This window comes from Stenotrophomonas sp. SMYL8 (genome assembly GCF_036320065.1).
Taxonomy (GTDB): domain Bacteria; phylum Pseudomonadota; class Gammaproteobacteria; order Xanthomonadales; family Xanthomonadaceae; genus Stenotrophomonas; species Stenotrophomonas maltophilia_A.
Genome location: NZ_JAWIRR010000005.1, coordinates 54923 through 70663 on the forward strand (window position 1 = coordinate 54923; position 15741 = coordinate 70663).

At 66.6% G+C, this 15741-nt stretch carries 11 protein-coding genes; 4 read left to right on the forward strand and 7 right to left on the reverse strand.

What is annotated here, in order from left to right; genetic code table 11:
- Window positions 1-97: 97 nt before the first annotated feature.
- Genes nagA through V3B25_RS06500 form a run of 5 tightly spaced genes read right to left on the reverse strand, consistent with a single transcriptional unit; the run spans window position 98 to window position 5468 of the window.
- A complete protein-coding gene (gene nagA, locus V3B25_RS06480) occupies window positions 98-1225 on the reverse strand; it encodes an N-acetylglucosamine-6-phosphate deacetylase (RefSeq protein ID WP_049422589.1) in 1128 nt (375 codons plus the stop codon).
- Window positions 1222-1998: a DeoR family transcriptional regulator gene (locus V3B25_RS06485; RefSeq protein ID WP_071227660.1), complete on the reverse strand. Its 777-nt coding sequence runs from the start codon at window positions 1996-1998 to the stop codon at window positions 1222-1224. The genes nagA and V3B25_RS06485 overlap by 4 nt, the downstream gene beginning before the upstream one ends.
- 33 nt (window positions 1999-2031) lie before the next feature.
- The gene (locus V3B25_RS06490; protein ID WP_201117585.1) at window positions 2032-3366 is read right to left on the reverse strand and encodes a D-tagatose-bisphosphate aldolase, class II, non-catalytic subunit; all 1335 of its coding nucleotides are present in this window, start codon (window positions 3364-3366) and stop codon (window positions 2032-2034) included.
- Between the two features lie 16 nt (window positions 3367-3382).
- Complete coding sequence (locus V3B25_RS06495) at window positions 3383-4321, reverse strand: ROK family protein (protein ID WP_107431792.1); 939 nt, start codon at window positions 4319-4321, stop codon at window positions 3383-3385.
- Window positions 4314-5468, reverse strand: coding sequence for an SIS domain-containing protein (locus V3B25_RS06500; RefSeq protein WP_329810338.1), 1155 nt, complete (start codon window positions 5466-5468; stop codon window positions 4314-4316). Before V3B25_RS06500 ends, V3B25_RS06495 begins: the two co-directional genes overlap by 8 nt.
- Window positions 5469-5790: 322 nt before the next feature.
- Between V3B25_RS06500 and V3B25_RS06505 the strand changes: the two genes are divergently transcribed.
- From V3B25_RS06505 to V3B25_RS06520, 4 genes are all read left to right on the forward strand, one after another.
- Window positions 5791-9150: a TIM-barrel domain-containing protein gene (locus V3B25_RS06505; RefSeq protein WP_329810339.1), complete on the forward strand. Its 3360-nt coding sequence runs from the start codon at window positions 5791-5793 to the stop codon at window positions 9148-9150.
- Window positions 9151-9283: 133 nt separating this feature from the next.
- Complete coding sequence (locus tag V3B25_RS06510; RefSeq protein ID WP_329810340.1) at window positions 9284-12259, forward strand: TonB-dependent receptor; 2976 nt, start codon at window positions 9284-9286, stop codon at window positions 12257-12259.
- A gap of 65 nt (window positions 12260-12324) precedes the next feature.
- Window positions 12325-13680, forward strand: coding sequence for a Gfo/Idh/MocA family oxidoreductase (locus V3B25_RS06515; protein WP_329810341.1), 1356 nt, complete (start codon window positions 12325-12327; stop codon window positions 13678-13680).
- A gap of 55 nt (window positions 13681-13735) precedes the next feature.
- The gene (locus tag V3B25_RS06520) at window positions 13736-14563 is read left to right on the forward strand and encodes a DKNYY domain-containing protein (RefSeq protein WP_204373792.1); all 828 of its coding nucleotides are present in this window, start codon (window positions 13736-13738) and stop codon (window positions 14561-14563) included.
- A gap of 12 nt (window positions 14564-14575) precedes the next feature.
- Here the strand turns inward: V3B25_RS06520 and V3B25_RS06525 are convergent, their stop codons facing one another.
- Window positions 14576-14989, reverse strand: coding sequence for a DUF5615 family PIN-like protein (locus V3B25_RS06525; protein WP_032127087.1), 414 nt, complete (start codon window positions 14987-14989; stop codon window positions 14576-14578).
- Window positions 14986-15690 carry a DUF433 domain-containing protein gene (locus V3B25_RS06530; protein WP_049422596.1) on the reverse strand — a complete coding sequence of 235 codons (705 nt, stop codon included), beginning with the start codon at window positions 15688-15690 and terminating at the stop codon, window positions 14986-14988. The genes V3B25_RS06525 and V3B25_RS06530 overlap by 4 nt, the downstream gene beginning before the upstream one ends.
- Window positions 15691-15741 lie beyond the last annotated feature (51 nt).

Here is a 15741-nt window from a genome sequence, read left to right on the forward strand (position 1 = left end):
GGGGGGGGTGTGGCTTGGGGTGCGGGTCGGGTCCCCCCGCGCCCGGGGGGGCCCCCCCCCCCCCGCCCCCCCCCCTCGACTCTACAAAGGCGGTGCGTCAGGCATTTCCGGCGTTCAAATCAACTACGCGCCCACCAACCACCACCTGCTGCAGGCGCAGTTCGGCGTCCAGCACCACCAGGTCGGCGCGGGCGTCGGGCGAGATGCGGCCGCGATCGTCCAGGCCCAGGTAGTCCGCCGGGAAGGTGGAAACACGTTGCGAGGCATCGGCCAGCTCCAGGCCGACGCGCACCAGATTGCGCAGTGCCTGGTCCATGGTCAGTGCGCTGCCCGCCAGCGAACCGGTAGCGAGGCGCACGCAGCCGCCACACTTGTGCACGCGCTGCTCGCCCAACGCGTACTCGCCGTCGGGCATGCCGGTGGCGGCAGTGGCGTCGGTCACCGCGTACAGGCGCGGAATCGCGCGCGCGGCCAGCCGGATCACGCCGGGGTGGATGTGCTGCAGGTCGGGAATGATCTCGGCGTACTGCGCATGTGCCAACGCCGCCGCTGCAATGCCCGGGCGATAGTGATCGACGCCGGTCATGCCGTTGAACAGGTGGGTGAAGCCGGAGGCGCCGGCCTGCAGCGCGGCCACGCCTTCCTCGTAGGTACCGGCGCTGTGACCGAGCTGCACTCGGATGCCCATCGCCGAGAGCGCGGGAATCAGCGCGGTGTGCTCACCAATTTCCGGGGCCAGCGTCATCACCCGGATCGGTGCCAGCGCATGCAGCTGCTGCACCAGTGCCAGCGTCGCCTCGATCGTGCGGTTGGGCTGCGCACCCAGACGCTGCGGGCTGATGAACGGTCCTTCCAGATGCACACCGACGATGCTGGCGGCGTCTGCATCGGGTGCCGCCATGGTGGCGGCCACGCCCTGCAGCGCGTGCTCGATCTCGTCCAGCCCGGCGGTCATGGTGGTCGCCAGCAGCGTGGTGGTACCGAAGCGCAGATGGGTGCGGGCGATGGTGCGTGCCACGTCGCCGCCCTGCATCAGGTCCACGCCGGCCGCGCCATGCACATGCAGGTCGATGAAGCCGGGCAGGATCACCGGCAGCAGCAGGTCGTCAGCACCGCTGTGGTCATCCACCTGCAGCTGGCGCACCTGCGAATCGAAGTGGACGTGGCCGCGCCGCCAACCCAGCGGGGTGAGGATGCGGCCATGCAGAGTGCGGGTGTCGGTCATGCGGTGGGCTCGGCGATGATCACTTCGATGCCCAGCCGCTGCAGCCCCTCACGGGTTGCGTCGTCGATGCCGGCGTCGGTGATGATGGCGTGGATCTGATCCAGCAGGGCGATGCGGTGCAGGCTGACGCGGCCGAACTTGGAGGCGTCGGTCAGCACCACGATGCGGCGCGCGCGCTCGACCATGCGGTGGTTGAGGCGGGCTTCGGCTTCATCGTGGGTGGTCAGGCCGAACTGCAGGTCCAGGCCATCCACGCCCAGGAACAGGGTGTCGAAGCTGTACGAGTTGAGGCTGGCTTCGGCCTGGCTGCCCTGCAGCGACAGCGACTGCTGACGCAGCAGGCCACCGGTCAGCAGCACGGTGATGCCCGCGGCATTGGCCAGTTCCCAGGCGATGTTCAGGCCGTTGGTCATCACCGTCACGTCGCGATGCGCGCGCAGGTGGCGGGCCAGGGTCATCGTGGTCGAGCCGGAGTCGATGATGATGTTGTCGCCGGGCTGCACCAGGCGCGCGGCGCGCGCACCGATCGATTCCTTCAGCGGCAGGTTCAGCGCGTCCTTCTCGTGGATGTCCTGTTCCTGCGGCGGCGTGCGCACCAGCGTGGCACCGCCGTGGGTACGGGTGGCCAGGCCCTGCGACTCGAAGTGGGTCAGATCGGCACGGATGGTCACCGCCGACACGCCGAAGCGCTCGACCAGATCGGCCACCTGCACCGAGCCGTGCTCGATCAGCAGCTGCAGGATCTGTTGCCGGCGGGAGCGGGTGTTGCGCATGGCCATTCTCAGTTTCGCGGGAAAAGGTAGAGATTAGCCGTTCGCAGCAACGGCGGGAGCCGAGCCTGCGCGGTGCGCGCGGGTTCCGGCCTGGTTGGCGCTGCAGGCGCGGGCGTATTCGCCCAGGCACAGGCCGATGCGGTGCTGCACCAGTGCGGTGGGGGTGTTGGCCAGGCGGCCTTCGCGCACGGCGCGGTACTGCTCCGGCAGGTACTGGCTGAGCAGCACCAGCGGCGGCGCATGCTGCTCCAGGTTGCCGAACAGGGTCTGCACCGCCTGCACCAGCGCCGGCTCGCCCCAGTAGTAGCGGCAGCGGTCGCTGAAGGAGTAACTGCGCAGCAGGCGCAGCGCCGCCTCATCGCCCTGGTAATAGGACTGCCAGTACTTCGGCTGCGCCACCATCACCTCGTCCAGCACCTGCGGCAGGCGCGAGCACTGCGCGGCCGGCAGCAGCTCGGCCTCGATCGCGGCCAGCGCGAACAGCGCTTCGCGGTAGGCGAAGGTCGCCGCCGGGCCGACCTTGAGGATGGCGAAGTGATCGCGCACCAGCGCGTGCAGGCCACTCTCGCGCTGGTAATCGGTGGAGTGCGCCTCGAACACGATGCGTGGCTGCTGTTCCAGGAAATCAGCCAGCGTGCTGGCGGCGGCCGCGTCGTACTCGTGCACGCTGCTGTGGTCGAAGTCCACGCCCGGCTGCACCACCATCGCGATCACGCGCTGCCACGCATCGCGCAGCTGCGGCGTGTCGAACGCCTGCTGGTGGATGGCGAGGGTCTGCGCGGCGGCGGCCGGCGTGGTTACCTGCAGGCCTTCGGCCAGCGAGGCTTCGCCACCGGGAATCGGCACTTCGGTACCGATCACGTAGACCGGCGGCGGCAGGCCGTGCTCGGCGGCGGTACGTTCGGCGATCTCGGCCAGCTCGGCCGAACGCGCGGCGACGATGGCATCGGGCAGCGGCACCGGGTCATCGGCGCAGGACATGCTGCAGTCCAGGTGGATCTTGTGGAAGCCGGCGGCGACGTAGGCTTCGATCAGCACGCGCGCGTGGGTCATCGCTTCGGCGGCCGGGCGCTTCTGCCAGGCATTCGGGCCGAGGTGGTCACCGCCCAGGATCAGCCGTTCGCGCGGGAAGCCTTCCTCATCGGCCAGGGCGCCGACGTAATCGCGGTACTGCGGCGGGGTCATGCCGGTATAGCCGCCGAACTGATCGACCTGGTTGGAGGTGGCCTCGACCAGCAGCACGGTGCCGTGTGCCAGCGCCACGTGCATGGCCGCGCGCAGCACCTGCTCGTTGCTGCAGCAGACGCTGTACAGGCCGACGTTGGCACCGGCGCGGTGGGAGGCAAGCAGGGTCTGCAACGGGGACATGGTCAGGCTCCGGACATCAGGAAAACGAGGGTTGGCAGGCGAGCAGGGCGGCACCACGTGCGCCACCGGCATCGCCGAAGCGCGGCGGCACGATCGGGGGTACCTGCACGCCGTTGAACAGATGGGCAGCGATGGCCGACGGCAGCTGCTGGTACAGCGGCGCGTACTGCGAGAGACCACCGCCGAGCACGATCACGTGCGGGTCCAGCGCCAGCACCAACGCAGCCAGGCTGTGGCCGAGCAGGTCGCGATGGATGTCCAGCGCCTTGCGTGCGCGGGCATCGCCGGCTTCGGCCAGCGCGATCACCGCGCTGGCGTCAGCGGCGCTGCCACCGAGATGGCGTTCGATCATCGCCACGCCACTGCCGGACACATAGCGCTCCACGCAGCCCTGCAGGCCACAGGCGCAGTCGATCAGCGGCAGGCCGTGGCGCTGCAGCAGATGACCGGGCACGCTCCAGTGGCCCCATTCGCCGGCCAGGCCGTTGAAGCCGGACAGCAGGCGGCCGTGCAGGCAGAAACCACCACCCGCGCCGGTGCCGAGGATGGCACCGAACATGCTGGGATAGCCGTCGGCGGCACCGCCGTGTGCTTCCGACAGGGCAAAACACTGCAGGTCGTTACCGAAATGCAGCGGCCGCTGCAGGCGCGCCTGCAGGTCGGCCGCCACGCTGTGGCCGGTCAACGCCGGCACGTTCGCGCTGAGCTGGCGGCCGCTGCGGCGGTCGCGCACGCCGGGTAGAGCGATGCCGATCGCCGCATCACTGCGGCCCAGCGCGGCATCGGCCTCGGCGACCAGGGTCACCACCGCCTGCAGGAAACCGTCGTAGTCGCCCTGCGGCGTGGCCACGCGGCGGCGCCAGGTGACCTGCATCGCCGCATCGCACGCCACCAGCTCGATCTTGGTGCCGCCGATGTCGATGCCGTAGCAGGCGTGGGCGATCAGCTCAGCCATGGTGGATGGTGACGCCCTTGACCACGCGGTTGACGGTGCCATCCGGGAACGGATTGTCCGGGGTCAGGCCGAGTGCGGCCGAGCGCTGCAGCGCGAACAGCTGCGCAAAGCCCAGCCACACCGGTGCCAGCCACGGATCATCCAGTGCCGGTACGGTGAGGGTGTACTCGTCGTCCGCACCGATGTCCGAATGCGGGCCAATCGCCAGTACCTGGCCGGCCACGCCGTCGCGGCGCAGTTCTTCCAGCAGGTCCTGTTCGTAGCGGCGCGCCAACGGCTGCACGCTGCGCAGCACCACCACCAGGGTGTTGCCATCCAGCGTCGACTTCGGGCCGTGGCGGAAGCCCAGCGGGGTGTTGGCCAGCGCCAGCACGCGGCCGGCGGTCAGTTCCAGCACCTTCAGCGCGCACTCGCGTGCCAGCGCTTCCAGCGGGCCGCTGCCGAGGTAGATGATGCGGTTGAACGGGCGCTGTGCCAGCGCCGCCACCGGTGCATCCCACTGCGCCTGGCCGTCGCGGGCCAGCGTGGCGATCTGCTTCAGGCGCGCCACGCGCGCATCCCACGGCGAACGATCGAACACGGTTAGCGCGGCCAGCAGCATGCAGGTCAGGCTGCTGGTCATGGCGAAGGCACGGTCGCAGCTGGCCGAGGGCATCAGCAGGGTGCAGGTATCGGCACGGCCGGCGCCACGTCGGGCCAGTTCGCCATCGGCATTGCAGGTGATGTCGAGGAAGCGCGCGTCGTCCACGTCGCTGCGCACGCGGTCGACTGCCGCCACGCTCTCCGGGCTGGAGCCGCTGCGGCCGAACGAGACCAGCAGGGTCGGGCGGTCGCGCTGCAGGTACAGCGCCGGGTGGGTCAGCAGGCTGGTGGTGTGCACCACGCGCACATCGGCTGGCCACTGCGCGTTGATCGCATCGGCCACCATCTCGGCAATGAAGCCGGAGCTGCCGGCGCCGCTGAACAGCACGCGCTGGTTGGGATCGTTGAGGCTGTCGCCAAGGAAGGCCTGCAGGCGGTCGCGGGCACGCGACAGGTCCTGTGCGAGGGCGTCCCACAGCGCGGGCTGCTGGGCGATTTCGGTAGCGGTATCGGCTCCGCCAAGGCGCTGCCAGGCGGACACATCGGAAAGCAGGGTGACGTCCATTCGGAGGTTCCAGTTGGGCCAGCGCACCATCTGTGTTTTCTTTCGAAATGTCAAACATCGAAAGTAAAAAGAAAGAAAATGGGGTGATGACTTTTCCCGCCGTGGAGTGCTCCGAAAAACGAAAGAACGAGCCGAATTCCGTATCGCACAATGCTTAACAGGCGCCTGCAAGCGCTTACACAAAGTATTGCGGCGCAACAACTTTCGTTTCAGTGGAATATATCTTCCTTTTTCCTTTCAATTTGTTGACATCTTTCGAATCGCTGCCCTAGAGTCGGCCCAATCGCTTTCGAAACGCCCGGTGAACGGGTTGGGAGTCCGCGTGGAAATCTGCGTTCGTCGCTCGCCGCTGATGCTGGCCCTGTTGCCGGCATTGATGCTGGCGTCCATGCCGGCCCGGGCCGAGCCCGTCGGCAACCTGCGTTCGGTCAGCGCCAGCGCCAGCCGTGACGGCGTGCAGGGCTGGGATCTGCAGACCGACAAGGGCGCGCGCATCCGCATCGAACTGCCGGCCACCGACATCATCCGCGTGCAGGCCGGCCGCAACGGCACGCTGACCGGCGCCGGCGACAAGGCCGCACCGATCGTGTTGCCGCAGCCCAAGGTGAACGTACAGGCGCAGCTGGAAGAAGACGCGCAGGAAATCCGCGTGCGTACCGATGCACTGGTGCTGCATGTGCAGCGGCAGCCGTTGCGCCTGCGCCTGGAGCGCCTGGACAACGGCCAGCCCACCGCCTTGTGGCAGGAACTGCAGCCGCTGGACCTGGATGCCACGCAGAGCGTGCAGGTGCTGTCCTCGCAGGCTGACGAAGGCTACTTCGGTGGTGGCCAGCAGAATGGCCGCTACCAGTTCAAGGGACGCGAGCTGGAGGTGTCCTATTCCGGCGGCTGGGAAGAGGGCGACCGCCCCAGCCCGGCACCGATGCTGCTGAGCAGCCGTGGCTGGGGCATGCTGCGCAATACCTGGAGCGATGGCAGCTACGATCTGCGCGAGACCGACCAGGCCACGCTGCTGCACCGCGAAGACCGCTTCGATGCGTACTACTTCGTCGGCGCCGACCTGCCGAAACTGATCGAGCGCTACACCCAGCTGACCGGCCGCCCCAACATGGTGGCGCGCTGGGCGCTGTCCTACGGCGATGCCGATTGCTACAACGACGGCGACAACAGCAAGAAGCCCGGCACCGTGCCCGAAGGCTGGAGCGACGGCCCGACCGGCACCACCCCGGATGTGATCGACAGCGTGGCCAAGCAGTACCGCGCCCACGACATGCCCGGTGGCTGGATTCTGCCCAATGATGGTTACGGCTGCGGTTACAAGCAGTTGCCGGAAACGGTGAAGGGCCTGGCCAAGTACGGCTTCCGCACCGGCCTGTGGACCGAGAACGGCGTCGACAAGATCGCCTGGGAAGTGGGCAAGGCCGGCAGCCGCGTGCAGAAGCTGGACGTGGCCTGGACCGGCAAGGGCTACCAGTTCGCGATGGACGCCAATCGCCAGGCCTTCAACGGCATCCTCGATAACTCCGATTCGCGCCCGTTCCTGTGGACAGTGATGGGCTGGGCCGGCATCCAGCGCTATGCGGTGGCATGGACCGGCGACCAGAGCAGCAGCTGGGACTACATCCGCTGGCACGTACCGACCCTGGTCGGTTCGGGCCTGTCCGGCATGGCCTACGCCAGCGGCGACGTCGATGCGATCTTCGGCGGCAGCGCCGAGACCTTCACCCGCGACCTGCAGTGGAAGGCCTTCACCCCGGTGCTGATGGGCATGAGCGGCTGGTCGTCGAACGCGCGCAAGCACCCGTGGTGGTACGACGAGCCCTACCGCAGCATCAACCGCGATTACCTGAAGTTGAAGATGCGCCTGACCCCCTACATGTACGGGCTGGTGCACGAGGCCGCGCAGACCGGTGCACCGCCGGTGCGTGGCCTGATGTGGGACAACGCGCGCGACCCGCATGCGCAGGATGAAACCTACAAGTACCAGTTCCTGCTCGGCCGCGACCTGCTGGTGGCGCCGGTGTACCGCAGCCAGGCCGCCAGCCGTGGCTGGCGCCGCGACATCCATCTGCCGGCCGGCGGCTGGATCGACTACTGGGACGGCCGCCGCGTGCAGGCCGCCGCCGATGGCCGCCAGCTCGACCGCCAGGTGGACCTGGCCACGCTGCCGGTGTTCGTGCGTGCCGGTGCGATCCTGCCGATGTACCCGTCGATGCTGTTCGACGGCGAGAAGCCGCTGGATGAAGTGACGTTCGACCTGTACCCGCAGGGCGAGTCGCAGTACACGCTGTACGAAGACGATGGCAACACCCGCCGCTACCAGCAGGGTGAATCGAGCACGCAGCAGATCCGCGTGCAGGCGCCGGCGCAGGGCAGCGGCCCGGTGCAGGTGCAGATTGATGCCGTGCAGGGCCAGTACAACGGCCAGCTGACGCAGCGTCGTTATGGCCTGCGCGTGCTCAGCCGCCAGGCGCCGCGCGCGGTGCAGGCCGGTGGCCGCGCGCTGCCGGCGCTGGCCGATGCCGCTGCGTTCAACAACGCCAGTGAAGGCTGGTACTTCGATGCCAAGGAGCGTCGTGGCACCGTGCATGTGCGCACCGCCGCCCAGGACATCCGCCAGCCGTTGCAGTTGCAGCTGGACTTCGCGGTGGCTGCCGCGGCCGCCGACGATGCCTATCCGGCCGCGCCGGTGCTGGGCCGCGAACTGCCGGCCGACAGCCTGCTGGTGGTGAATCGCCCGGCCGAAGAACCTGGCCATGCGCTGGAGAATGCCTTCGATGATGATCCGGGCACCTGGTTCCGCAGCGTGCGCAACCAGGCCGTGCGCACCGGTGCGCACGAGTGGGTGATCGGCTTCGGCGAGCGCAGGATGATCGACGGCATCGACATCGCGCCGCGCAACGACAAGAACTGGAAGCACGGCCAGGTACGCGACTACGAGGTGTACCTGGGTGACAGCAATGGCGAGTGGGGCGAGCCGATCGCCCGTGGCCGCCTGCAGCTGAAGGAAGGCCTGCAGCGCATCGACTTCCCGGCCCACGCGGGTCGCCTGCTGCGTTTCCGCGTGCTGAGCGTGCAGAACCCCGAAGGCGACGGCGCCAGCAGCACCGACCCGATGGTGACCGCCGCACAGGGCACCGCCCGCGCCTTCGATGCATTGCAGCCGCGCGATGTCGGCCCGATCGCCTTGTCCACCTTCCACATTCTTGAACACCAGGAACCGGAGCGACCGGCCCGGCAGCGCTATCTCTCCGAGCTGCCGGTGCCGGCCGCGCTGGCCAGCCAGGTGCGCACCGACCAGTCGTTCCGTGGCGACGCCGGCATGCGCATGAACGGCCTGCAGTTCCGTCGTGGCCTGGGCGTCGGCGCCAACAGCCGCATCGACCTGCGTCTGCAGGGAGGCTGGCACCTGCTGCGCGCCGACCTCGGCATCGACGACGCCTGCCGCACTGCCGGTGGCCTGCAGTTCCAGGTCTGGGGTGACAACCGCCTGCTGTACGACAGCGGCCTGGTGAAGGCGCCCGGCGTGGTCAAGCCGGAGCTGGACATCCGTGGCCTTTCCACCCTGAGCCTGCGCACGCTGGGTGCGCAGGGCAGCCAACCCGCCCAGGTCTGTGCCAACTGGGCCAACGCCGTGCTGATCGGCCAGGAGGGCGACTCCGCCAGCATCGTCGCCCCATGACCCCTACGTAACACCGCTCCTCCCCCCGCCCATTCCGACTACGGCCCTCATGGCCGTGGCCCGGGAGCGTTTTGCCCGCCGAACGCCCACGCGCTCACTTTTTGCGCCGCACCCCTGCCAGGAGAGAACCCCGATGTTGCCCGCACGCCACCACCGCCCCCCCTGTCGTTCGATCGCTCCGCTGTCGCTGGCCATTGCCGGCGTGCTGTTGTCGGTCGCCGTTCCTGCCTTCGCCCAGGAGAGCAAGGACAAGGCCACCGACCTGGCCCGCATCGAGGTCACCGGCTCCAACATCCGCCGCACCGACGTTGAAACCGCGTCGCCGGTGCAGGTGATCAGCAAGCAGGACATCCAGAACATGGGTGCGCGCACGCTGCTGCAGGTGCTCGACAACCTGCCGGCCGCTCGCCCGGCGCAGCAGGACGCGCGTTCGCTGTTCACCGGCTCCGATGGTGCCTCGCAGGCCAACCTGCGTGGCCTCGGCGCACAGGGCACGCTGGTGCTGCTGAACGGTCGTCGCCTGTCGTACTACGGTGCGCCGGCCGGCTTCCAGACCCAGTTCGTCAACATCGATGCGATTCCGGCTGCGGCCATCGAGCGCATGGAAGTGCTGACCGACGGCGCCTCGGCGGTGTACGGCACCGACGCAGTGGCCGGCGTGATCAACGTGATCACCAAGCGCAACTTCCAGGGTGCCGAAGTCAGCTTCACCAACGACACCTCCTCGCGCATCGACTCCTACGGCGAGCGCCAGGCCAGCATCACCGCCGGCTTCGGCGATCTGGCCGAAAACCGCTTCAACATCTACGGCGCGGTGAACATGTACCGCCGCGACGCGATTCCGCTGAGCGACTTCTACGACAAGCGGCCCGACCAGTACTACGTCAACAACCCGAACTACCTCAACAACCTGCGCCTGGGCGTGGGCAGCAAGCCGGGCGAGTTCAACCCGGGCAGCTACTTCGCCTTCGATCCGGTCACCGGCCGCCGCGTGCAGGAAGCTGCGCCGGGCTGCAAGAACGTGCTGACCAGTGAAGCGGCCGGTCCGCGTTGCGTCTGGGAAACCTGGATGAACAACGAGATCGATGCCGGCGCCAAGTCCGAGCGCAACACTGCCTACCTCAACGGCACCTTCCTGGTCGGTGACAGCACCGAGATCTTCGCCGAGGCGACCTACACCGACATCGACCTGCGCGCCAATGGCGGCACGCCGCGCACCTACGGCACCACCACCGGCAACCCGACCAGCTGGTTCTCGCGCAACACCGGCAACACCGTCAACCAGTTCCTGTACCCGTTCCTGGGCCCGAACAACGAGTACAACCACGCCAGCCCGCAGATGAAGGCGATGATGGGCGGTGTGGTCGGCCTGAACTACCTGCTGCAGGATGCCGGCGCCAACTACTTCGGCCAGCGCAACACCGACAAGAGCTACCGCGTGCTGGCCGGTGCACGCGGCAGCAGGGGTGACTGGAACTGGGAGACCGCGTTCGCCAGTGCGGGTACCCACTCCACCACCTATCAGACGATCAACGTCAACACCAAGGGCTTCGAGAAGGCCTTCGGTCCGTACACGATCGATCCGGGCACCGGCCGCGTGATCATCTCCGACCACCCGGCGTACAAGTTCGGCGAGATCAGTGAAGCAAACGCTGCCTTGATCCGTGAAGCGTTCCCGACCTTCGATATCCAGTCGTGGACCCGCCTGCACACCCTGGACGGCAAGATCGAAGGCCCGTTGTTCCAGCTGCCGGCTGGTGAGATGCGTGCCGCGTTCGGCTTCAATGCCAGCCGTGAGACCTTCTATACCCCGGGCAACGCCGATGCGGCCAACGGCCTGATCACCCAGCAGGGCGGCTCCTGGTTCGACGGCAAGCGCAACACCTACGCGCTGTTCGCCGAAACCGTGGCACCGATCACCGACAAGCTGGAACTGGACGCGGCGGTGCGCGTGGACAAGTACCCGAACTTCAGCGCCAACGTCGCGCCGAAGATCGGCTTCAAGTACCAGGCGTTCGACCAGCTGATGCTGCGCGGTACCTACTCGACCGGTTTCCGTGCACCGAGCCTGGCCGAATCCGGCAATGGCGGCGTGTTCGCGCAGCTGGGCGGCTACCGCGACGAGCTGCGCTGCAACGAGACCAACGCCATCGCCAACCTGCTGCTGAAGTCGCAGCGGCCGGGTGATGTCGATCTGGGCAAGACCCTGCTGAACGTCGATTGCAGTCGGACCGTGGCCCGCATGACCCAGCCGAACAAGGACCTGAAGCCAGAGAAGGCGAAGATCGCCACCCTCGGCTTCGTCTACGAGCCGGCAACCTGGCTGTCGGTGTCGGCCGACTACTGGTTCATCTACCGCGACAATGAAATCGTCGCGCCGGACTACCGCCGCATGGAAGACATCATCTCCTCGTCGCGTTCGCCGATCACCGACAGCGACCGGGCCAACCTGGCGCAGCTGGCGGCGATGTGTGCCGCCCCGGCCAGCGGCGTGAACTGCCCGTCGGCACTGCCAGGCTATTCCGCCGGCAATGTGGCCAGCGTGGTGGGCCAGTACAAGAACCGTGGCAAGACGCTGATCGACGGCTTCGACATAGACGCGCGCAGCCGCTTCTCGCTGGGGGACTGGGGCAACCTGAACATCGGTCTGGCTGCCACCATCGCCAACCGCAACCGCTTCTACATGGACGAAGCGAGCGGCTGGTACTACGGCGACGTGGTGGGCTACTACAACAACCCGCGCCTGCGTGCCACGCTCAACGCCGACTGGACCTACAAGCAGGTCACCACCAGCATGTTCGTCAACTATGTGGGCGGCACCAAGTGGGCCACCGACCAGGTCGACGAAAAGAGCAACAACAAGGAAACCTGCACCGGCGGCTACCTGGCCCTGCAGAAGAGCAAGTGCGACGGTGCACCGTCGTGGTGGACCGCCAACATGAGCGTCACCTGGCGCCCGGATGATGCGTGGAATCTGAGCTTCACGGTCAAGAACCTGTTCAACCGCCTGCCGTTCTACGACCCGAACAGCTTCCTGGGTGACTCCAGTGACTACGCAACGATCTTCGGTCGTGGTTACAGTGTGACCATCGGCTACCGGTTCAAGTAATTCCGTTTGCGTGACCTGGCGTGCCGGCTTCGGTCGGCACGCTGCCAAGAGGAGAGATGTTTGCCATGAAGCGTAGGGAATTCATCGCGGCCAGCGCCGCTGTCGCCGCCAGCAGCCTGCTGCCGCAGACCCCGGTCTGGGCACGCGGGCGCAAGGTGCGCCTGGCCATGATCGGTACCGGCATGCGTGGCCTGGTGCTGCTGAAGGAACTGGTGCGCCGCGACGACGTCGAGGTGGTCGCCGTCTGCGATATCGAGCCGATCATGCTCGGCCGCGCCGTGGAGATGGTCAGCAAGGCCGGCAAGCCGGCCCCGAAGGCCTACGGCCAGGACCGCGATACCAATGCCTGGAAGCGCCTGCTGGAACAGAAGGGCATCGATGGCGTGATCATCGCCACACCGTGGGAGTACCACGCGCCGATGGCGATTGCCGCGATGCAGGCCGGTGTGGCAGTGGGCTGTGAAGTAGTGGCCGGCATCACCCTGCAGGACCACTGGGACGTGTTGAAGACCCAGCTCAGCACCGGCACCCCGTACATGCTGCTGGAGAACGTTTGCTACCGCCGCGACGTGATGGCCGCGCTGCAGATGGTGCGCCAGGGCCTGTTCGGCGAACTGGTACACCTGCAGGCCGGCTACCAGCACGACCTGCGCGGCGTGAAGTTCAATTCCGGTGACCCGAACCAGCCCTACGACAGCGGCGTGGAGTTCGGTCCCAAGGGCTGGAGCGAAGCCCGCTGGCGCACCGAGCATTCGGTGGAGCGCAACGGCGAGCTGTATCCCAGTCACGGCATCGGCCCGTGCGCGATGTACACCGGCATCAACCGCGGTAATCGCTTCACCCACATCAACGCCTTTGCGACCAAGGCGCGCGGCCTGCACGAATACACCGTGGCCAAGAGTGGCGGCACCACCCATCCCAGCACCAAGGTGAAGTTCAAGCTGGGCGACATCGTGACCACCACGCTGGCCTGCGAGAACGGCGAGACCATCCTGCTGCAGCACGACACCTCGCTGCCGCGCCCGTACTCGATGGGCTTCCGCGTGCAGGGCACCAAGGGCCTGTGGATGGACGTGAACCATTCGATCCACATCGAAGGCCGCAGCCCGCCGCACCAGTGGGAAGAGTTCAAGAAGTACCAGGACGAGTATGAGCACCCGCTGTGGAAGCAGAATGCCGAGACCGCTGCCAGCGCTGGTCATGGTGGCATGGACTGGTTCGTCATCCATGCGTTTGTCGAGGCGCTGAAGGCCAAGGCACCGATGCCGATCGATATCTATGACGCCGTGACCTGGAGTGCGATCACCCCGTTGAGCGAGCAGTCGATCGCCAACGGCTTCCAGACGCTGGAGTTCCCGGACTTCACCGCTGGCGCGTGGAAGCAGCGCAAGCCGATCTTCGCGTTTGACGGCAAGTACTGATCTGCTTTTTGTAGAGTCGAGCCATGCTCGACTGGTTTGAATGCAACGCCGGGCCATGCCCGGCGTTGCTGTTTGCATCGGTGCATTGGCACCCGTAGAGCCGAACCCAGGCCCGGCTGTCTTTCCCGCCGATCGCATTAAACTAGCGGCCCCACCGTTGGCGGAGCCCCATACCATGCCATGGCAGAAGATCAGCGAACTTCCTGACCAGCGATTCGTCGGCCTCTACGGCACCGAATTCTGGCGAATCCACGAAGGCCAGGTCTTCCACCAGGGTCGGTTGCTGCGCAAGGCCGACGCGGCCAGTTTCGAGTTCATCCCCGAACACTATTTCATCGCGCGCGATTCGCACGCCGTCTACCACGCCTGGACCCGCCTGCCTGCGATTGACCGCGACAGCTTCCGCCAGTGCGGTGATTACTGGCTGGACAAGCGCAATGTCTACTTCGAATACGAGACTTCGCTGAAAGCCTTGGCCGAAGCCAATTGCGCCACCTTCCGCAGTATGGGCGGCGGCTACGGTGCCGATGACCATGGCGGCTGGTACTGCGGCCGGCGGATGAAGCACTGCCGGCGCGGCGACCTGCTGCAGACAATCCCGCAGGACCCGCTGTACGCCGTTGATGACAGCAACGTCTACTGCGACGGGAAGCCGCTGCCCGCGGTGGATCGTGCGCGCTGGCGGCTGCTGGATGGACACTTCTCGAGCGATGGAAGCCGTATCTACTATCTGGAACGGAAGCTGCCGCGCGTGGACGTGGCGTCGTGGCGTCTGTTGCAGGGGAGCTGGTCGCGGGACCATGAACACCTGTTCCATATGTTCATGATCGAGACCGACCCAACGCTGCGTGCACAGCATGGTTTCAGGGCTGATGAGGGTTGACGCTCGAGGCGGTTACCGCGAAACCTTGATCTGCGTCAGCCTTCCCCCGGATGCCCTGGCATGCGGTACGCGGAACATTGCACCAGGTTGCACGAGGTCGGCCTGCTGCATCATCTTGGGCCACCACTCCAGAAGCCGCGCTGCGCGCTCGTAGTGGTTGAACGTGCTCCAACCCTTGGCCAGAACGAATACGGTCAGGCCGAGGCGTGCGATCGCCTCGCGCTCTGCGGGCTTGCGATGATGATGATCCTGGGTAACGTGTACACGGATGCCTCGCTGGGTGGCCGCGTCGAAGAGCTCCAGGTCAGTAGTGCCGGGCTTCACGAACTCCCTTACGTGGAAGACTTCGTGTTCGTCCGTTCCTGCAATGGCGTCGATGGCCCGGGCCAGCGCGGGCGGAAGATTCTCATCGATCTGCGCCTTCAAGGCGCGGCTCGATTCTCGAACTGCAGTGCTTTCTTCACTGCAGTCAGAGGCAGGTCATAGAGCCTGGCCACGCGACGCTCGTCGCCACCTTCGGCGCGCAGCGCCTCGACAATGGCGATGGTAGGAACGCCCGATTCGGAAAGGATGGGCTGACCAAAACTGCGCTGTGGATCAAATACCACGGCGCGGGAGCCCTTCAGTGGGAACCATCGTTCGGCACGATCATCGATGCCCAGTTCGACGCCGTCGCGCAGTGAAGGTGCGATGACCTTGCGCATCACGTCCTGGCGCTTCACCACATCCACCAGTGCGGCATCGCCGCTGTCGCCCACGAGCTCCATGAAAATGCGGCGCCCATCGGTCTTGAAGCTGGTGCTGGTGAAGGGGTACTCCTTACCGAGCCGCTCGTTCAGCTCGACAATGGTTCGCCGCACCAGGTTGAGTGGCACGCCACATGCGACGAATGTGCGGACGAAGCGCAGCTCGATCAGATCGCGAAAGCCAATGCCGTCGATCTCTGAATCGGCCCATTGCGACTTCCACAGGGGAGGGTGGGCTTCCGGATTCCCGTGCTTCCGGCCCTGGTAGCCCTTCAGCCACCGGCGCAGTTCCGACGAGCTGCCGCCGATGAAGCGCGCGGCATCGGCGTAGGAATAGAGACCGACGCCGAGGCTGTCCTGTTCTGGCAAGGCGATACCCATGGCAGCGAGTCTACTCAATCCAAATGGATCTGGAGTGCAGATCCACATTCT